General features: G+C 67.5%; 15 protein-coding genes and 4 pseudogenes. 11 read left to right on the top strand and 8 right to left on the bottom strand.

The features are described 5' to 3' along the window. Positions 1–18: 18 nt before the first annotated feature. Positions 19–651 carry an NADPH-dependent F420 reductase gene (locus OG883_RS17135; protein WP_266541022.1) on the top strand — a complete coding sequence of 211 codons (633 nt, stop codon included), beginning with the start codon at positions 19–21 and terminating at the stop codon, positions 649–651. A gap of 170 nt (positions 652–821) precedes the next feature. Here OG883_RS17135 and OG883_RS17130 read toward each other — a convergent pair whose 3' ends face one another. From OG883_RS17130 to OG883_RS17120, 3 genes and pseudogenes are all read right to left on the bottom strand, one after another. Then, positions 822–1,388 carry a Tn3 family transposase gene (locus OG883_RS17130; RefSeq protein WP_266541658.1) on the bottom strand — a complete coding sequence of 189 codons (567 nt, stop codon included), beginning with the start codon at positions 1,386–1,388 and terminating at the stop codon, positions 822–824. Beyond that, positions 1,315–2,409 (bottom strand): Tn3 family transposase, encoded by a 1,095-nt coding sequence (locus OG883_RS17125; RefSeq protein WP_266541019.1) that lies wholly within the window; start codon positions 2,407–2,409, stop codon positions 1,315–1,317. The genes OG883_RS17130 and OG883_RS17125 overlap by 74 nt, the downstream gene beginning before the upstream one ends. 3 nt (positions 2,410–2,412) lie before the next feature. After that, positions 2,413–2,573: pseudogene (locus OG883_RS17120) on the bottom strand (transposase); the annotation flags it as partial. A gap of 93 nt (positions 2,574–2,666) precedes the next feature. Here OG883_RS17120 and OG883_RS17115 point away from each other — a divergent pair. Both OG883_RS17115 and OG883_RS17110 read left to right on the top strand, forming a co-directional pair. Next, complete coding sequence (locus OG883_RS17115) at positions 2,667–2,996, top strand: hypothetical protein (RefSeq protein ID WP_266540382.1); 330 nt, start codon at positions 2,667–2,669, stop codon at positions 2,994–2,996. Continuing rightward, complete coding sequence (locus OG883_RS17110; protein ID WP_266540380.1) at positions 2,987–4,045, top strand: integrase core domain-containing protein; 1,059 nt, start codon at positions 2,987–2,989, stop codon at positions 4,043–4,045. The genes OG883_RS17115 and OG883_RS17110 overlap by 10 nt, the downstream gene beginning before the upstream one ends. 69 nt (positions 4,046–4,114) lie before the next feature. On the opposite strand, the pseudogene OG883_RS17105 reads toward OG883_RS17110, so the two are convergent. Next, a pseudogene (locus OG883_RS17105) lies at positions 4,115–4,776 on the bottom strand (IS5 family transposase); the annotation flags it as partial. 204 nt (positions 4,777–4,980) lie between these two features. On the opposite strand from OG883_RS17105, the gene OG883_RS17100 reads away from it, so the two are divergent. From OG883_RS17100 to OG883_RS17090, 3 genes are all read left to right on the top strand, one after another. Further along, complete coding sequence (locus tag OG883_RS17100) at positions 4,981–6,141, top strand: IS701 family transposase (protein ID WP_266533120.1); 1,161 nt, start codon at positions 4,981–4,983, stop codon at positions 6,139–6,141. Between the two features lie 376 nt (positions 6,142–6,517). Continuing rightward, the gene (locus OG883_RS17095) at positions 6,518–7,531 is read left to right on the top strand and encodes an RICIN domain-containing protein (protein ID WP_266541649.1); all 1,014 of its coding nucleotides are present in this window, start codon (positions 6,518–6,520) and stop codon (positions 7,529–7,531) included. A 989-nt stretch (positions 7,532–8,520) separates the two neighbouring features. Beyond that, a complete protein-coding gene (locus OG883_RS17090; RefSeq protein ID WP_266541016.1) occupies positions 8,521–8,715 on the top strand; it encodes a hypothetical protein in 195 nt (64 codons plus the stop codon). Between the two features lie 33 nt (positions 8,716–8,748). On the opposite strand, the gene OG883_RS17085 is transcribed toward OG883_RS17090, so the two are convergent. Further along, on the bottom strand, positions 8,749–9,432 hold the full coding sequence (locus tag OG883_RS17085; RefSeq protein WP_266541013.1) for an isochorismatase family cysteine hydrolase: 684 nt from the start codon (positions 9,430–9,432) through the stop codon (positions 8,749–8,751). 540 nt (positions 9,433–9,972) lie between these two features. Here OG883_RS17085 and OG883_RS17080 point away from each other — a divergent pair. The 3 genes from OG883_RS17080 to OG883_RS17070 all read left to right on the top strand — a co-directional run bounded on the left by OG883_RS17080 (position 9,973) and on the right by OG883_RS17070 (position 13,099). Beyond that, positions 9,973–10,407, top strand: coding sequence for a hypothetical protein (locus OG883_RS17080; RefSeq protein WP_266541010.1), 435 nt, complete (start codon positions 9,973–9,975; stop codon positions 10,405–10,407). Beyond that, complete coding sequence (locus OG883_RS17075; RefSeq protein ID WP_266541007.1) at positions 10,404–12,494, top strand: hypothetical protein; 2,091 nt, start codon at positions 10,404–10,406, stop codon at positions 12,492–12,494. The genes OG883_RS17080 and OG883_RS17075 overlap by 4 nt, the downstream gene beginning before the upstream one ends. Positions 12,495–12,730: 236 nt before the next feature. Further along, entirely contained in the window at positions 12,731–13,099 is a 369-nt protein-coding gene (locus OG883_RS17070; RefSeq protein ID WP_266541004.1) for an RNA polymerase sigma factor, read from the top strand. Between the two features lie 23 nt (positions 13,100–13,122). Here OG883_RS17070 and OG883_RS46790 read toward each other — a convergent pair. Next, positions 13,123–13,290, bottom strand: a pseudogene (locus tag OG883_RS46790) (transposase); the annotation flags it as partial. Between the two features lie 139 nt (positions 13,291–13,429). Here OG883_RS46790 and OG883_RS17065 point away from each other — a divergent pair. Beyond that, positions 13,430–14,923 (top strand): transposase, encoded by a 1,494-nt coding sequence (locus tag OG883_RS17065; protein ID WP_266541001.1) that lies wholly within the window; start codon positions 13,430–13,432, stop codon positions 14,921–14,923. Positions 14,924–14,960: 37 nt separating this feature from the next. Here the strand turns inward: OG883_RS17065 and OG883_RS17060 are convergent. Then, a pseudogene (locus tag OG883_RS17060) lies at positions 14,961–16,189 on the bottom strand (NF041680 family putative transposase); the annotation flags it as partial. Between the two features lie 89 nt (positions 16,190–16,278). Here OG883_RS17060 and OG883_RS17055 point away from each other — a divergent pair. Beyond that, complete coding sequence (locus OG883_RS17055) at positions 16,279–17,784, top strand: ISL3 family transposase (RefSeq protein ID WP_266541646.1); 1,506 nt, start codon at positions 16,279–16,281, stop codon at positions 17,782–17,784. 337 nt (positions 17,785–18,121) lie between these two features. Here OG883_RS17055 and OG883_RS17050 read toward each other — a convergent pair whose 3' ends face one another. Then, positions 18,122–18,826 (bottom strand): DUF4386 domain-containing protein, encoded by a 705-nt coding sequence (locus OG883_RS17050; protein WP_266540998.1) that lies wholly within the window; start codon positions 18,824–18,826, stop codon positions 18,122–18,124. Positions 18,827–18,944 lie beyond the last annotated feature (118 nt).

Here is an 18,944-nt window from a genome sequence, read left to right as displayed (position 1 = left end):
CGCAAGGAGCATCACCTCATGACCAGCATCGGCATCCTGGGCACCGGCCGCGTCGGCGCCAATCTCGCCAGCAAGCTCTCCGCGGCCGGACACCACGTCACCCTCGGTGGCCGGAGCCCAGAAGACACCGCCGCCCGCGCCGCCGGGTTCGCCTTCGCCGACCAGCGCATCACCGCCCGCACCGCGGACATCGTGATCAACGCGACGCCCGGCGACAGCTCCCTGGACCGCCTCACCGACCTGCGCACCGAGCTCTCCGGAAAAATCCTCATCGATGTCTCCAACGCCACCCGCGACGCCGATGACGGCCTGCCCGGCAACCTGTGCTATCCCGGCAGCAGCCTCGCCGAAAAGCTCCAGGCCGCACTCCCCGACACCCATGTGGTCAAGACCCTCAACACCATGCTGTTCATGGTCATGACCGCTCCCGAAACCCTGGCCACCCCACCCACCGTCTATGTCTCGGGCGACGACGAGAACGCGAAGAAGACCGTCACCGGCCTGCTCGGCGACCTGGGCTGGCAGCCCGCATGGATCGAGAACCTCGGCGACATCACCACAGCCCGCGCCACCGAGGCCATGATCCTGGCCGTGCCCCACATCCTGCGCCGACACGGCTTCAAGCCCTTCGCCGTCTCCCTCGCCCGCTGACCGCACCCCTCCCGGACTGAAACAACTGCGCGCCGCGCCATGTCCGCGGCCAGGCCCGCAGCCCGGGTGTCACGGTGCTATGCCGGGGCTGCGGCCGCCTCCCCCTGCGGGGTACGCGCGCCCGGGCACCGTCGCAGCCCGGATGGAAAGGTCCAGGTCGAGGCGGCTGTTCATGTCCAGCTCGAACCGGCCGTACGGATTGACATGGGTCCAGAACAGCGGCGACAGTGCCCTGCGGTCCGCGTCGGTGAGCTGTCCGCCCACTTCGGATCGGCCAGGACCTCCTGCATCAGCAGCGTGTTGACGTGCACCACCGTGGACTGGAGCAGGAACAGCGCGAGCATGCTGACCTCCTGGGACTCCTTGTCCGCACCGGCCAGGTCCCCGTCCTTGCCATAGAAGAGGTCCTTGTTCGCAGAGTTCCAGTTCTCCACCACCTGCAACCCCTCGTGGATCTCCTGGCGCATCTCGACGTCCGCGAGGAAGCCGCAGACGAACGAGGTACGCACCGCCCGCCCCAGTTCTTCGATCGCCCGGTACGTCGGGTGCTTGGGGCCGCCGCGGGTGAACCGGCGCAGGACCTGCTCGGTTTCCGCGGTGCCCAGGCGCAGGGCGGTGGTGTACTTCACGATCTGGTCGTACTGCTGGGCGATCAGGTCCCAGTCAATCGTCTTGGTGGAGAGCACCTCGCCCAGGTTCGGCCAGTTTTCGTCCTCCCTGGCGGCCGGCCGGTACAGCTTCGCGGAGCCGATGTTCTTCAGCCTTGGTCAGCTTGAAGTCGAGCATGTGGGCGAAGGCGAAGCCGACGATGGACGCGCCGTGGGTGTCGGTGTACTGCCGGTCGACGACCATGTCGGTGCAGTGCCGCAGCACGCCCTCGATCATCGAGGCGACCTCGGAGGCCGAACAGGACTTGAGCTGGGAGTAGATGCAGACGGATTTCCGTTCGACGTGCCAGTAGATCATCACGCCGGGGCCCCGGTAGCGCTGGTGCCACTCGGTCATCAGGTTGGAGGACCAGGCGCCGAACTTGCGGCTGTCGGAGGCGCACGCGGTGCCGGTGCCCCACCACATCTCGTCCCGGACGGCGAAGGTGGCGTTCACCCGCTTCCGCAGGGCCGCGCGCATGTTGGCCCGGTTGACGAACAGGTGCCGCACCCTGCGCAGCGTAGCCTCGCTCTCGCCGTGCCTGCCGGTCACCGCGACCCGCTTGATCCCCATGTTCGTGCCCAGCCCGAACAGGACCAGCACCAGGCGCCGCCGCAGCACGTCCTTCGACAGCATCTCTCTGGTGGCGACCGAGGTGAACTCGGCGATGAAGTCCGTCTCGAACTCGGCGTACTTCAGGATGTCCAGCAGGTCGATGGTGCCCCAGCGCCGCTCGATCTCATCCTTGATGGCCACCAGGCTCTCGGGCTCCTCCTGTTTGCCGCGCGGGGAGACCCTGATCCACGGCTCGCCGTGCTTCTTGACGATCGCCACCCCACCTCTCGTGCCCGCCGCGAGCGCCTGCTCGAAGCGGTCGAGCGAGGTGCGGAGCCTGCCTTGCAGGGCGGCGATGAACTCCCCGGCGTCCTGCGGCTGGCCCAGCGCGGCGTAGTGCACGTCCCGGTTGTCCTCGAAGTCCGCCGGCAGGTCGTCCTCCGGGATACGCCACCGGTTCGCCCCCACCACCCAGATCTCCCGGCGCCGCACCGCATCCCGCAGCGCCACCAGCACGCACAGCTCGTACGGGATGCTTTTCCGGACTAAGACCATGTCCTACATGGTGAGGTTGCGAAAGCGTTTGTAGCAGCAGATGGCGGCTGCCAGCCGAGAAAGGCCAGGTAGTTGGCGGGTTGTCGTTCGTAGCGGTGGTTGAGTCTGCGGTAGCCGGTCAGCCAGGACATGGTCCGCTCGATGACCCACCTTCGGCGCCCGAGACCGGTATGCGTCTGAGTGAATGAGCCAAGATCGTGAGGAAACACCCAGCCAGGTCTCTGGCCTTCGGGCCTTGATCTGGAAGGTTTTCGATCATGGCAGGAGTTACTCCCCGGAAGCCGCGTAAGCGGCTGGCCCCGTCGGAGAAGTACGAGATGTTCGTGGCGGTGCTCACCGGTCAGCACACGCAGCGCGAGGCCGCGGAACGCTGGGGCGTGGACCGCTCCACCGTGATCGCAGTGCTGCGGTGTGCGAAGCAGAGCGTGCTCGACGGGTTCGCCGCCGCGGTGCCGGGCCGGCCCGGCATGACCGTCGAGCAAGCCGCGCTGGCCGAGGCCCGCGCGGAGGTGGAACGGCTGCGGGCCACCATCACGGAGCAGGCAGTCGCGCTCCATCTGCAGCAGGGAAAAGCACGATGGGCCTGAGCGCCGGCCCCGTCGCGCCACGCGTGCACGCGGAGATCAAGGCCGGGCTTCTGGAGCTGGTCGACCATGCAGGGCGGGCCGGCTGGTCGGTGCGCCATGCCGCCGACACACTGGGCGTCGACCATATGCGGGTGCTGCGCTGGCAGCAGCGCCGCGTGGCGGGACGGCTCGAGGACAGCCCGGCCGGCCCGAACGTTGCGGTGCACGCGCTGCTGGACTTCGAGCGCGAGGCAATCGTCAAACTCGCCGAGGAGTGGGGCGGCACGGACCGCTCGCACCGCAAACTCGCCCACCGCGGCTCCCGCCTGGGCTGGGTCCACGTCTCGGAATCCACCGTGCTGCGGGTCCTGGACGACCAGGGCATCCGCCTGCCCGGCGGCCCGGTACGCGAACACCGCGAGAAGAAACCGTTTCCCGACTGGGCGCTCTGGCGCCCGAGATCAATCTGGATCTACGACTTCACGCACTTCACGGCAGCACGCAGGTGCGCTCTCGCAATCATGGACCTGGTGAGCCGCAAGTGGATCACCACGTTGGTCTCCGCCCAGGAGTCCTCCCTCCAGGTCGAGACCGCGTTCCTGTCCGCGCTGCATTCCGAGGACCTCGGGCACCTCGCCGAGCGCCGGATGCGTGCCGAACTCACCGCCCCCGGGCCACCGCCCGACGAACAGCCCGTCCTGCTGGCGGTCTCGGACAACGGCCCCCAGATGCGCTCCGCGGATACCCGCACCTTCATGGCCGCCTGCCTGATCGGCCAGCACTTCGGACGCCCTCACACCCCCAACGACCAGGCCTGGATCGAATCACTGTTCAGCCACGTCAAGGGCGAGTGGCCACACCTGACCAAGATCCGCGACCCCTTCGAACTCGAGGCCGAACTCGACGCGGTCCACACCGAGTACAACACCGTGCGCCTGCACGCCGGGCTCGGCTACGTCACCCCCGACGACGAGCACACCGGACGCGCCGACGCCATCCGAACGGCCCGCGCCCACGGTCTCCAGCAGGCACGCGAACACCGCATCGCCTACCGTCGGAAACAGAACTGAGAATCCTCAATATCCGTCACGTCCTGGTTGGGTATTTAACCCTGACCTTGGCTCAAAGACTCAGACACACCTCGCGAGACGTTTGCTGGAGTCGATGCCCTTGCGGGCGATGCGGACACCGATGTGTTTGCCCCACAGCCATTTCCGCAGGTGAGGGATGTCGTAGGCCTTGTCGGCGTGGAGGCGTTGGGGCTTGGAGTCGGCTGCGTGGGATTCGTGTCCCATGTGGAAATGGGACAGCATCGGCTTCAGTGCCTGGCTGTCGTGGGTGTTGGCCGCGGAGAGTCCGACGCGTAGGGGCAGTCCGTCCGCGTCGGACAGGACGTGCATTTTGGAACCGGGCCTACCCCGGTCCACGGGACTCGGACCTGCAAGTTCGCCCCCTTTTCAGCGCGGACATGGGCCGAGTCGAGGACCGCGCGGGAAAGATCCACCAACCCTTGTTCGACCAGGAGTTGGAGCACCTTCTGGTGCAGTCGGCCCCACACGCCGGCCCGCGACCAGATCAGGAACCGGCGATGCACAGTCGACTTCGACGCCCCGAAACAGGGCGGCAGCGCCCGCCAGGCACAGCCGCTGACCAGCACGTAGATGACCGCTGCGAAGACTGCCTCGTCATCGCTGTTCGCGACCCCGCCACCCTGCGGCCTCACGCGGACCGGTGGCAACAACGGCTTCGCGATCTCCCACAGCCCATCCGGAACGATCCAACCCCACCCAACGCTCCCCATGTACTTCTCAAGGACCAACAACCATGTAGGACACGACCTAAGTTCCTGGCCAAGTTCGACAAGGAAGTGCCCGCAGACCTCGAGGTGCATCTGATCCTGTTGCGGCCATTCGGCCTCTGGCTCCGTTCATGACTCGCCAGACAGAACCTAATACTGCAACGGTGCTTGCCGTGACGGTTGGGCAGGTCGGTCGTTTATCAGGTCATGGGTGGGGAACTTGCTGATGCCCGGTCGTGGGCCGGTGAACTGAAGGCCTTGCACGAGCGGTTCGTGCACCGTTTCTCCAGGTCGGAGCCGCGGGAGTCGGCTCTCGCCTATATGCGGGGGCTGATAGCTCCGCTGGAGCGGAAGAACGGCTGGACGCTTGCCGAGGAGGCCGGGCATGGCGGCCCGGACCGGATCCACCGGCTGCTGAACCGGATCGACTGGAGCGCGGACGAAGTCCTGGACGACGTGCGGGACTACGTCGTCGAGCACCTCGGCGATCCGGATGCGGTGCTGATCGTGGACGACACCGGGTTCCTGAAGAAGGGCATCCGCTCGGCCGGGGTCCAGCGCCAATACTCCGGAACCGCCGGCCGGACGGAGAACTCCCAGATCGGGGTCTTCCTCGCCTATGCCGGCGGACGCGGCCGCACATTGATCGACCGCCGCCTCTATCTGCCCACCTCATGGACCGATGACCGCGACCGGTGCCGGGCCGCGGGCATCGACGACACGGTCGCCTTCGAGACGAAAGTGGTGATGGCCAAGGCCATGGTCCGCCGGGCGATCACGGACCGGATCCCGTTCCGGTGGGTGACCGCCGACGCCGCCTACGGCTTCTCCAAGGGCTGGCGTTCTGAGCTGGAGCGGGCGGATGTCTTCCACGTGATGGCCACCACCCGGCATGACACCGTCGTCACCCGCTGGGCCATGGACCACCCCGTTCACGATCTGTTTCCCGGGCTGTCCCGGCAGAAGTGGAAGCGCCGTTCCTGCGGCAACGGCGCCCACGGCCCGAGGGTCTACGACTGGGCGAGGGTCGAGGTCCGTCCCTGGCACCGCGAGGACCGTCGTCACTGGGTGATCGCCCGCCGAAGTGTCCGCCGGCCCGAGGAGATCTCCTACTACATCGCCTACTGCCCGGCCGACACCACACTCGACGAGCTGATCCGCATCGCGGGCAGCCGGTGGGCGGTCGAGGAGTGCTTCCAGACCGCGAAGCAGGAGTGCGGCCTGGACGACTACCAGGTCCGCCGCTACGACGGCTGGCACCGCCACATCACCCTGGCCATGGCCGCACACGCCTGCCTCACCGTCCTGCGGGCCCGTGAACTCGACACCGGGAAAGCAGAAACGGATCCTCCCAGCTCATACCCCTGACCCTCCCCGAACTCAGACGCCTGATCACCCGCCTCACTCGACCCCGCCCAAGCACCGACCACGTCCTGCACTGGTCACACTGGCGCCGCAGACGACAACACCAAGCCCGCATCAGCCACTACAAACGACGCGGCCACACACCACCAGAAGCCAACAAACCATCAGAGCAAAGACCGTTGCAGTACTAAGCCCAGAGGCGGTGTTTTGCCCTCTTTATCGGTGGCGGGTGACCTTGTGCTCGAGTGGCCCTCCTGGCTCCGTCGGCCTACGCTGATTGAGCGACCCCCGGATGCTCTTGTGTGCACTAATGAATGCATCAATGTGGAAAATCCGCACATTTCCAGTGAGGAATACGATCCGGCTGGTCTTGCTGACTGTGCTCCTTGTGGGGCTCGGCCTTCCAAAGCCTGGCTCGGCCAACGCCCAAGGAAGCGGAATCAGTATCTACAACCAGGGTTCCGGGTTGGCGGCGGACGTCGTGGCCGGAGGGCTGGCCAACGGCCAGGCGGTCGTCCTCTGGCCACAGAACAGTTCCGCGAGGAACCAGCAGTTCGACTTCGTGGATGCGGGCGGCGGGCGAGGGTACAAGATCGTCGCGCGGCATTCCGGGAAGTGCCTGGACGTCTCCGGGTGGTCCAAAACTGACGGAGCACAGGTCTTTCAATGGGACTGTCATGGCGGCACCAACCAGCTCTGGGAGTTCGTGGACATAGGGAGTCCGAAGTCATGTCCCCCTGGCAGCGGCGGTTGCCCGGAAGACGCTGTGGGATACCTGATCGTCTCGAAACACAGCGGAAAGTGCCTCGATGCGGGAAACGCTGATTTTCCCAGTCCGCCCAGACAAGGCGCAGGCCTACAGCAATGGACGTGCGCACGGGACACGGATGACCCTTGGTGGGTCAACCAGGCATGGAGAACTGGCGACGAGCCCGTTATCCTTCCGCCGATGCCTTCCGAGGCAAAACAGATGGTCGACCAGATCGTTCAGGCACGACGCAGTACGTGCGGGGATCCGAGTGTGCGTCTCGACCCACGACTTAGCGAGGTTGCGCGCAAACACAGCGAGGACCTGGCTGCCAACTACTCGAAACTCATCGACGCGTATCCCAGGAACGACCCCAGGCGCGGGCATATAGGCTCGGACAACACAATGCCCGCAGACCGGGTCAGAGCGGCCGGCTTTACTCCTGCGCAACGTCCCGAGCACTGGAGCTACGGCACCAACCAGACCTATGCGCAGGCGATGGACAACTGGCTGAACCACGATGAGGCATCCAATTGGGGGCACCGCCATGCGATCCTCGACTGCAACTACAAGGTGCTCGGTGTGGGCAAGGTGAACGGCCACAACTCCCGCGTCTACTGGACGCAGAACTTCGCCCGCGGGTGAGTGGTCGGCACCCTGGCACGGGTTATGGAACACCGATGGCCGCGCGGTCCGTCTCACTGGTGTTCCATAACTCGGACGCCCAGATGCCATCAAATGGAGGGGCCAGACTCAGCGCCGCTGGGCAGCCGAGTCGGAGTGGAGCCCTGGTCGTGCGGTGTGAGGGCGAGAGCGCCAGTACCGCGCACCTGCGTATCTTCCGTCAACGCGAGGGGACTGGTGCCCAGCGCCGCGGCTGTGCGGGTCTTCGAACTTGAGCGGGGTCTGACCTCAGGCGGTGTCCGGCATCGTCACCGGTTGTGAACGGGGGTGGGTTGAAGGCCTCCGGGATCGGTGGCGAAGACCCACCATCGCCCTGCGCACCGTAGTAGTAGTACGCCTGCGCCCGGACGTGCCGCGCGCTCAGTTCGGTACACAGACGCAGCACCTCCTTGCTGCGCTCACCGTCGCACGGATCGCACCACGGTCCGATGACCAGCGTCCACACGTCGACTTCGGGGCTCACGTACACCCGAGCCAGTCCGTCGGGATTGCCGTCTGCCTCTCCGTGGCCATCCTCGTCGATGATCGCCTCGGCTTCCGCGAACGCCACGGGGCTCGGTCGGGTGAGCCCCAGCACCGTCATGACCCCCGCTTGATCACCGGTCGGTACCGCGATCCAGCAGAGCCAGCACGTCGCCAGAGGTCTTGGCACCACTCTTCTGTCGCCCGTTCGGCCACGCGCTTCGACGGTCACTGTAAACAGGCACTCGCACCGGCGCGGCCTCGCCCTCACTCCGGGCATCCCCGGCAACCCGCATAGCTGAACAGAACAACTTGACAGGGAAAGTACTGTCACCCGGCACCCGGGGCGACCTTCGCGACGCTGAGCATCCGGCCATGGAACCCCGCCCGCGACCTGCGGAAGAGCTCGATCCAGGGTGCTTCCCGCCGGGCGGGCCGTCCCGGCAGCCCGAGACGGTAAGCCGTCGCGTGTGTGCACAGCTCCGCCCATGATGATCAACAGGTATGGAGCCCCGTGTCCCCTCTGCCCCACGCCGCTCCTCCTGAACGTGGTCCAAGTCCGCTCCGCTCAGTCCGGCTTCGTCCAGCGAGAGCGCGTCAACGGACGCCACTGCCGCAACTGTGAGGCGGCCCGGCCCGAGCAGTGGAACGAGGTGATGCGGGCGCTCTGCGGCGACGGCTGACAGCCTCGTGCGAATGCTGTGCCACACGAGCGCTCAGGCAGTCAGTCGGTCGTCAATCAGCGCGAGAACATCTGCGGTTGGCCGGACGTCACCGAAGGACCGGTAGATCGTGTGCAGAGTGGCGTTGTGGTCTTGGTCGCGGCCGGTGGCGTTCGCATCGGCGACCATGATGACCCGGTAGCCGAGGGTCCAGGCGTCGCGGGCTGAAGACTCGCAGCACACGTTGGTGACTGTGCCGGTGATCAGAACCGTGTTGACCCCGCGTTCCCGGAGCAGCTCGGGCAGTGGGCAGCGGCCGGGGAAGAAGGCGCTGGGTGCGGACTTCTCCTCTAGCAGGTCGTCGGCGCCGAGGGTGAAGCCGCGCCAGAGCCGGTCCGGCAGCGGGCCGGTGCCGCCGGAGTTGCGGAACATCTCGGCCGCTTCGGGGCCGTGGAATTCGTCGCCGACTTCAGTGCGTTCGGTGCGCGCGGGCAGGACCCAGGCGACCGTTCCGCCGGCGCTTCGAAGGCGATCGGCGAGGCGTTGGATGTTCGGGACGATGCCGCGGGCGTAGGGGTTGGCGTCGACGAAGAACGGCACCATGTCGATCACGACCAGCGCCGTGCGAGCGGGCTCGAGGCTCGTGTAGGCGAACCGGCGGCCGCGTCGTTCCTTCTGGCGCTGGTACTCCCGGTCGTCGATGCGCCACGCATGGATGCGCGTCTCGGTGTCGGGCACAACGGGGCTCCTGTCAGTCGTGGTCCGGGTGCAGTCGGCGGTTGGTGCCGGAGCGCCCGATGTCCAGGTCCAGGAACGAGGTCACCGCCATGCTGACCGGCCCCCCGACCCAACACAGCCCCGTTTCCCTTGACCAAAGAGATAGGGGCACCCCCCGACACCCGATCCCGAGGCTCCACCCCGCGATCAGCCCCGCCCCCACCATCTCAGCGCATAAGAACTCTCGAACCTGAGACAGCATCACCCACCATGAGATAGCGCCTTATGACAGCAAAACCGTCCCCTTGTCTCTCACCACACGTCAGTGAAAGCCCACCATCAAAAGCCCACCTGACCAGCAGAAAAACCCAGCAACCACGCCCCCCGACCACTACCGACACCAAACCGAGAGATCGCACAGTCGCGGTCTCGCGCTCCTGGACGCGGTGGTCGACACGTGCAGCGTGGTCGCTGTGACCGGAATCGGCAAAACCGTCTGGTTCGAGTGCGCGTCGCGCTAGGGTCCCGATCCTGATTCGTACGGACTTGGGGGGATGGGCGATGCTCACCGAGGCGATGGTGGCGGCTGCTGCGGCAGGAGGAACAGCGGTGGTGGAGGCCGCCGGCTCGGATCTTTGGGCTTGGTTCCGGACGCGGTGCGCCCGGCTGGTAGGCCGGGGTGATCCGGGCCGCGAGGACGAGGCGCTGGACCGGCTGGACCGTACCGCCGCCGTTCTGGACGCCGCGGACGAGGATGAGCGGGAGCAAGTGCGCGATAGGCACGCTCGGTTGTGGCAGGGCGAGTTCTCTTCACTGCTGGAGAGCCTGGAAGAGGCGGACCGGGAGCGGTCCATGGCCGAACTGCGGTCCCTGAAGGAGGAGTTCGGCGACGGTGTCGCCGGAGTGGCCGTCTCGGGCAATACCTTCCACGGGCCCGTGGCCTTCCAGACCGGCAGCCACAGCCGTCAGGACAACCACTTCGGGACGGCGGGGTGAGCGGTCACGGACCCGGTGAGGTGACCGGCAACTCCTTCCACGGGCCCGTCGCCTTCCAGACCGGTGCACACAGCACCCTGAACGTGAACCATTATGCCGTTCCCCCCTCACCGCTCGAGGCCTCGGCCAACGAGCTGGCCAGGGTGGTGGGCGCCCAGTGGGACGAGGAGGCGCAGTGGCGACGGCTATTGGTGCCCGCTCCGCTGCCGGTGCGCTGGCGGGTGACCAACCGGAAGGTCACGGACCGGGTCGCCGGTGCGACCGCCGAAGGGAGAAGGGCCCGGTTCGCCCCGCTGCCGGGCCTGGCGGCGGTCACCCGCGAGCAGCTGCGCCGGGGCGGCGGCCTCGACGAGCTGCACGCGGTGTACGGCGGGCTGGCCTCGGGCCGGATATTCCTCGTGGGGTCGCCCGCGGCGGGCAAGTCGGCTGCCGCGGCGCTGTTGCTCCTCGACGCGCTGCGGCACCGCGCTGATGCCGCCCCGCAGGACAAGGCACGCATTCCGGTTCCGGTACTGCTGACCTTAGACGGCTGGGATCCGGCCCGGGAGAGCCCGACGGAGTGGGCGGCGGGCTGGCTCTCCCGCCAATACACCCTGTTCCAGGGTCGGGGCGGGCGCGAGCGGGCCCGGCGACTGCTCAAGTCGGGCCGAATCGCGCTGTTCCTGGACGGTCTGGACGAGGTCGGCGGCAAGCTGCGGAATGCCATGGTGAGCGCGCTGGAGCAGGCGCCGTTCCGGCTGATCCTGATCTCCCGGGCCAAGGAGGCCGTGCTGACGGCGAAGTGGGCGGGCTTGGGCGGTGCGGTGGCTCTGGAGATCCTGCCCCTCGTCCCGTCCGACGCAGCCGAGTATCTGCTCGACAAGTTTCGCGAGCAGCCACCACCCGCGTGGCGAGCACTCACCGAGCGCCTTCTGCACGAACCCGAGAGCGCGGTGGCCAAGGCACTGGCCAGTCCGCTGGCAGTCACCTTGGTGCGCGACGTCTACGCCGACGGCGGCCCGGTCGACGAACTGCTCGACGACAGCCGGTTCGCCACCCGCGAGGCGATCGAGGACCACCTGCTCGACTGCGCCGTCGTCGCCGCCTACACCCCACGGCCGGGAGACCGCCCCCGGTGGTCCCCCGAGACCGCCGAGCGGACCCTGCGGTACATCGCCCGGCGGCTCAGCCAGGACAACAGCTACGACCTGCCGTGGTGGCACATCCCCGGCTGGACGCACCCCCGTCCGCGGGCGCTCGCCGTATGGGCGGCGGTCACAGTGGTATGCGGGGTGCCCAGCATCGTCCTGGTCTGGATGCTGACGCACTCCGTGTACACCTGGCTGATCGGCATCCCCTCCGCACTCGTTGGAGGGTGGGCGGCCGGCGACCGCTTCACGGAGCTCAGCGATCCGCAGCGGCTGGAAAGCGCGGGATGGCGGGACACGCTGGAGAGCGCAGGTTGGCGGGACATCTTCACTCGCGGAGCGGTGGTGTCGGGGGTGGTGGAATGGCTAGCGACGGGCACCTTGGCGACCCTGACCAGTCCACTGCTCCCGGGCAACAACACGCCACCCGCCTGGCTCTGCTACCTCACCACACTGCCGCTGGGGTTCACTGGGGCGCTGGTGACGGGCCGCGGGTACCGGATCGTGGCCGGGACACCGTTCCTGTCCGCCGGGGCGGGCTCCTGGTACGACGATGTGCGGGAGTTCTACAGCCGCCCTCCCGTGGCGGACACCCGCTCGATCGGTCCGCGCGAGGCCTGGCGGCACCACATCGGACTGCGTCTGGTCCTCGGCCTGCTCACCGGACTCGCGGCGGCACTGCTCACAGCGCCTCTCCTCGCCTGGTGGGTCGGGCTCGGGACCGGTTTGGTGAGTGGGGTCTCGACGGCGCTGGTGGTCGGCGTCATGACCGGACCGGTCGGCAACCTCGCCGTCGCCACCGCCCTCACCGCCGTACAGCTCTCGACAGAGGAAGGCACCCCGGTACGTCTGATGGGCTTCCTCGAAGACGCGCGCCGCCGCAACCTCCTCCGTGCCACCGGGCCCGTCTACCAGTTCCGCCACGCCCGTCTGCAGAAGCGCCTGGCTGCGCGGGAGTGATCAACTCGGCGCCCGGTCCCTCTCCAGGACCACCGTCTCTAATCCGGACTTGGTACTCCAGCGGGATTTCGTGTCCTGGGCTGGTTCTTCTTCGGTAGTGGCTGCGTTTGGCGGTGGCTTGGTGGCGTCTGCGCCAGTGGGACCACATCAGCGCGTGGGCGCAGGCGTCGCGGGGTGGTCCTGGGGTGGGGAGGAGAGTTGCCAGGAGCCTTCGGATCTCTGCCACGGTGAGGGGGATGAGGCTGGTGGATTCGTTTCTGCAGCCCCCGATCGCACCCCGTGCCTACGTCACGAAGGTGGCCCGCAGTCTTGCCGTTGACGTGCTGCGCAGTCGGACCTATGAGGCCTCCGTTGATCGCGAGATGCTTGAGGGACTTGCTCCGGAAGCGGAGGAAGACTACGACTCCATCAACCTGATGGAGTTGATCAAGTCGGCTGTCGCCAGAATGCCGGCCCGGCAGCGATCAGTTCTCCTACTCACGGCAACTGGCCATCACGCAGACGAGATTGGCGATCTTCTCGGTGTTGCTGCAAGCACCGTCCACGTCCATCTCTTCCGAGCTCGCGCCCGCTTGCAGAAGTCGCTCGCCGTCGAGGATAGGTGACCTGACGTCCGTTAGCTTGATCTTTAACCTGTGCGGTGGGGCCGTGGGGTAGTTGACTTCTTCGTTGACCCTTTCGCTGGCTGCGTCTTGCGTGGTGTGTGCACGTCGTGGCGTGGGGTGGGGCGAGTGTTCTTGCGGCCTGGTGGTCGTCCGGGGCCGGCTCGGGTTGGTTTCGGTGCTCTGGCTGGGCAGTCGGGAGGCTGTCGCACGGCTCCTGCCCGGTGAAGGTCAAGAGCGATTCGTTGTTCGGTTCCGAGGATCCAGGAGGCGTCGGAATCTTGGCTGGTGGGGCGGAACTTCTGGTCGTGCGACCGTGAACGTGATCTTGAGATGCCGCGGGATGTCCGGGAGTGGCTGCCGCCCGAGCACCTGTGCTGGAAGGTGCTCGACGTCGTCGAGCTACTTGACCTGTCGGCGTTCGAGAACAGCTACCGTGACGACGGGCGGGGCGGGGTGGCCTACCCTCCCGCGAGCCTGATTGCGCTGCTCCTGTACTGCTACAGCAAGGGAGTGCGTTCCTCCCGTCGCATCGAGCAGGCTTGCTGGGACGACGTGGGCTGCCGAATCATCACCGCGAACCGCCGAGTGGACCACTCCACCGTCGCGCGGTTCGTACGACGCCACCGTGCCGCCTTGAACTCACTGTTCGTGCAGGTGTTGTCGCTGTGCGGCCGACGTGGCCTGGTCGATCTTTCGGCGGTGGCCGTGGACGGCTCACCGATGGAGGCGAACGCCTCACGCGACGCCAACCAGCGGCTCCAGCGCCTGGAGGAGACCATCTCCCAGTACGAGAAAGAGATCCACGCGTTGATGGAGGATGTAGTCGACCACGCGCTGAGCGTCGAGGCCGATGACTCGGCAGCACAGGGAGATGGCGAGGACGCGTGCGACAACTGGCCTCGCCTGTCCCGGCTGTGCGACCGGCTCACCCGGGCCCACTTGGCCAGGGACAGACTGCATGAACGGGCTATGCCTTCACCCACCGAGATCCGGATCAAGGTCGAAGCCGCCGAGCGGATGGTGGCCCGCGCGGAGAAGCGCCTGGCCGCCGAGACCGAGGCTCACCAGGAGAAGCTGAAGAAGTACGAGCTCCGCGTCCGAGAGGACCGGGCGGCAGGACGTCGTGGAGCGAACGGACGGCCGCCGGTCCCGATGGAGCACAAGACCGTCCTCGTTCGCCAGCGAACGCGACTGGTGAAGATGCGGGCCTGGCTGGAGCGGGCCCGCACACCCCGACCGGCCCCCTCCCCGGAGTCCCGTTCCTGCCTGAGCGATCCCGACTCCCGGCTGATTCCCGGCAAACGCGGCGGCTACCTGCAGGGATACAACATCCAGATCGTGTGCGCCCGCCGTCAATTCTTGCTGGCCATCGAAGCGCACGACAATCCCTCGGACAGGACGGCCCTCGTTCCGATGGTGAAGAAGACCCAGCACAATCACCAGGCCGCACGGCTCCCCGGCGACATCCAACTCTGGCTCGCCGACAGCGGGTACGCTTCCGCCGCGTCCTTCGAGGCCCTCGCCGACCTCCCGCTACTGGTCTCGGTCACCAGCGATGCCGACCAGGCAGGCTTTCCCGCGAAACGTCAGCAGGCCCCTGCCGGCCAGCAGGACATGGCGGCCCGCCTCGCCACCCCAACAGGACGGGCCCAGTACCGTCAACGCAGTGCCCTGGTCGAGCCGGGATTCGCCCAGATCTTCCAACGCTTCGGACGGCACCTCAACTACCGCGGCCGCCAGGCGGTGGACGCCGAGATCAAGCTCCTCGGCACGGTGCACAACCTCAACAAGCTCATCAACCACACGCCCAAGAAGCACTCTTGACCTTCACCGGGCAGGAGCCGTGCGACAGCCTCTCGGTCTTCGGGCGGATGTGCCGGAAGTCGCGGCGGACACGGGCGGGGGTGAGTCTGTCCGGGGAACTCGGCTTCTCCCAGGGGCGACGCAGGTCGGCGGCAAGCGGACGGGCGAGACGCAGTTGGGTGTAGGCAGCGAGGATCAGCCAGGTCCAGCGGTCCGCCGCCTCTGGAGTGCGGATCTTCGGGCAGGTCCAGCCGAGAGTCTGTTTGAACAGGCGGAAGGTGTGCTCAATGTCGAAGCGCCGCAGGTATGCCTGCCAGAGGCGATCGGCATCTGTTGGGGTGGCGTCGGTGCCTGACCACCACAGCCAGACCGGCCTCGGGGTTGCTCCGCTGGGCAGGTGGTCGATGTCCAGGCGGATCACCGTCCCCTCCACGATCGGGAGGGTGCCGTCCGCCGCGGCCCACGAGGAGCGGTGGGTCAGCTTGGGATGGAGCCGGTCCCAGGAGCGGGCGATGGCAGTGCCGTAAAGGCGGGTGTCAGTGACGGTTTCGGTGTCCGGGGTGCCCCAGGTCTCGGGCTGCCCGAACACGAACTCACGTCCATGCCGGGGAGGGCGGCCCTGCGTGTGCGGCTGCCGGGCGGGACAGCCCTGCGCAGGACGCGGTCCGAGCGCATCCGGGCCAGCACCTGGACCGGCAGGTCCCTGAGCAGGAACGCGAGGCGTGGTGCGTCGTATCCGGCGTCCGCGATGATGAGGATGTCCGGGTCCCCGGTCTGCCACTGTTCCGCGGTGATCAGTCGCTCAAGGAGATCGCGAAGCTGTCGGGAGGTGACGGTGGCAGCATCGTCGCCAGGCGCCAGGCGGAGCGCGTCCAAGGGTGCGGTCCACGAGCTGCGGCCTGGCTCGAGCGCGCAGATGATCGAGTACGGCCAGCCGGGGACAGGGATGTGCTGGTCTTTGCCCCGTCCGTAGGTGTGACACAGGATCCGCTGCGGTGAGGTGTGTGCGTCGGGCCGCAGCCAGCAGGTGACGTCGACGGCCAGGACCAGTCGGCCGTCGTCGGCCCGCGGCAATGGCACTGCAGCCAGTGCCCGCCGCAGCCGGCCGGTATCGACCCGTCCATGAGCCACAGCCGCGTAGAGCCCGCCATGACCGCGGCGATGCTCGCCCACCAGCGACAGCTCGGCCAGAGACCTCACCGGCCCGTCACCGCACAGAACCGCGTCAGCCAGCTCGAACAACGCGTCCGAACGAGCGGTGAGACAGGAGTAGAACTCGCCCCGGAAGCATGGCCCTGTCTCACATTCGGTGGTGACAGAGCGTGCTGGCTTGTCGTTGACATGACGTGCGGAATGTCAACGAGCTTGTGGATGTGGTGTTTTCGGGGCTGTCGCCGCTGGTCATCGAGGAGGTGACCGACGAGGGCGAGCGGATTCTGGTGCGGGCACGGACTCCGCAGGGCACCGCGGTCTGTCCGGTGTGCGGCGCGTCGTCGGGGCGGGTGCACGGATCTCACCTGCGGACGGTGGCCGACGTGCCGGTCGACGGACGGCGGGTGGTGGTGCGGGTGCGGGTGCGACGCTTGGTATGTCCCACGCGCGGCTGCCGGCAGACCTTCCGCGAGCAGGTGCCCGGGGTGCTGGAGCGTTACCAGCGACGCACGACCCGTCTGACCAGGCAAATCAAGGCTGTGGTCAAGGAGTTAGCAGGCCGGGCGGGGGCACGGCTGCTGGCGATACTTGCCATGGGACTGTCGCGTCACACTGCCCTGCGCGCCCTGTTGCGCATCCCGTTGCCCACCGGGCGGGCGCCCCGCGTGATCGGGGTCGACGACTTCGCCCTGCGCCGGCGGCACCGCTATGCCACCGTGGTGATCGACGCCGAGACCCATGAACGGATCGACGTGCTGCCCGACCGCACGGCCGACACCCTGGAAGCCTGGCTGCGTGAGCATCCGGGCATCGAGGTCGTGTGCCGTGACGGCTCCGCGACCTACGCCGAGGCTATCCGCCGCGCCCTGCCCGACGCGGTGCAAGTTGGTGATCGCTGGCACCTGTGGCACAACCTGTGCGAAGCCGCCCTGAGCGAGGTCAAGGCCCACAGCAGCTGCTGGGCTACCGTGCCGGACGCGCCCCTGTATGCGGGGCCGCGTGCACAGACGACCCTGGAACGCTGGCACCAGGTCCACGACCTGCTCGAGGCGGGCGTGGGCCTGCTCGAATGCGCCCGCCGACTGCAACTGGCCCTGAACACCGTCAAACGCTACGCCCGCGCCGACCAGCCCGAACGGATGCTCCGCGTCCCCAAGTACCGTGCCAGTCTCGTCGATCCCTACCGCGAGCACCTGCGCAAACGCCGGGCTGAGGACCCCGCCGTCCCCGTCCTGCACCTCTTCGAAGAGATCAAAGCCCTCGGGTTCACGGGCTGTCTCAACCTTCTGCACAAGTACATCAACCAAGGCCGCGCGGACGCCGACCGCAGCCACATCTCGCCGCGCAGATTCGCCCGAATGCTGCTCACCAGGCCCGACAACCTCAAGGCCGAGCACCGACACCTCCTGGCCCGGCTCACGGCCGCCTGCCCCGAAACGACTCAACTGTCCGCCTGTATCCGGACCTTCGCCCAGCTCCTGAAGCCTCACCCAGGAAATGCCGACGCGCTCGAACTCTGGATCACCCAGGTCCGCACAGCCGATCTGCCGCATCTGCACGCCTTCACCCGAGGTCTGGAACGAGACCGCGACGCTGTGATCGCCGCGTTCACACTCCCGTACAGCAACGGACCCACCGAGGGCGTCAACACCAAGACCAAACTGATCGCGCGGCAGATGCACGGCCGGGCAGGCTTCACCCTCCTCCGCCACCGCATCCTCCTCGGATGATCTCACCCTTCGTCACCACCGAATGTGAGACAGGGCCGGAAGCATGACAGTTCCGCCAACGGCTCTCGCCGGGCATCGCGATGCAGCAGACTCATCCTCACGGCCTTCGTGCTGGACGTGTGTGTTCCTTGGTCGGAGCACATGTTCAGACGAAGGCCGCCTCCGTGTACGCCGGTTACCGAACCGAGTGATCAAGTTCGACGCACCATTCGACGCCGGACGTTAAAGATCAAGTTAGGGTCTGTTGCGAAAGTGCTGGTCACAGCCATTCGTTGATGGCTGCGATCAGCACGGTCGCTTCGTAGCGGACTGCACCGCCGTCAAGCTCGGGTCGGCCTCACCGACGGACACCGGCCGGGTCAGCCACTTCTCCGTCTGCCCGGGACGCGGCGCCTGAGCCGGGCCCGAACCCCCTGACGATCAGCCACCCGGCCAGCCCCAGCTCCCAGGCGAACACCGGGAGCGCGGCGGCCGCCCCCGCCACGGAGAGCTGCGCGTAGGCCCCGAACATCACGGCGACGGCCGAGGCGCAGATCAGCGGCCCGCCGACCAGCCCGAGCACGGCGATGAAGCGCGGCACGAGCCGTGCGCGGTACGCCAGGTACGCAAGCAGGACGGTGTTCAGGCCGAGGGCGATGTTGGGCCCGAGCAGGAACGTCCAGTCGTGCACGGCCGCCAGCGCGACGTCGGCGCCGTCCGCCGCCCCCGCGTCCCGCCGCAGGGTGACGAGCGCCAGGACGGCGACGATCCCGAGGGCGATGACGGCCGCCTCCAGCAGCCGCCCGAAGGCGTACCCGAGCGCGAGCCCCTCGCCGTGGCGCCGCAGGACGGGGAACAGCGCCGCCCCGGTACCGGCCACCGCCACCACCAGCACCACCTCGCAGAGCACCCCGAGCAGCGCCCGTGTGTCAGCGCCCTGCGCGAGCCGGCCGTCCGCCGCGCCCAGCAGGGGGCGGTACAGAACCGCCCCGGCTATCGCGGCGGCCTCGGTCAGCAGGAACAGCGACCCGGCGGCCACCGCGGTTCTCCGGTCCGGACTCATCTTCTCGGTACCCCTCGCTCGATGGTGGTGTACGCCGTACACCTGGCAGCGATCATAGGTGTACGACGTACACTCGTCAAGGAGAGGGCGCTGTCGAGGAGGGAAGGGGCCGAACCGG

This window comes from Streptomyces sp. NBC_01142 (assembly GCF_026341125.1).
GTDB lineage: Bacteria > Actinomycetota > Actinomycetes > Streptomycetales > Streptomycetaceae > Streptomyces.
The sequence above is the reverse complement of the archived record's forward strand: the minus strand, read 5'-3'. Positions and strand labels throughout refer to the sequence as shown.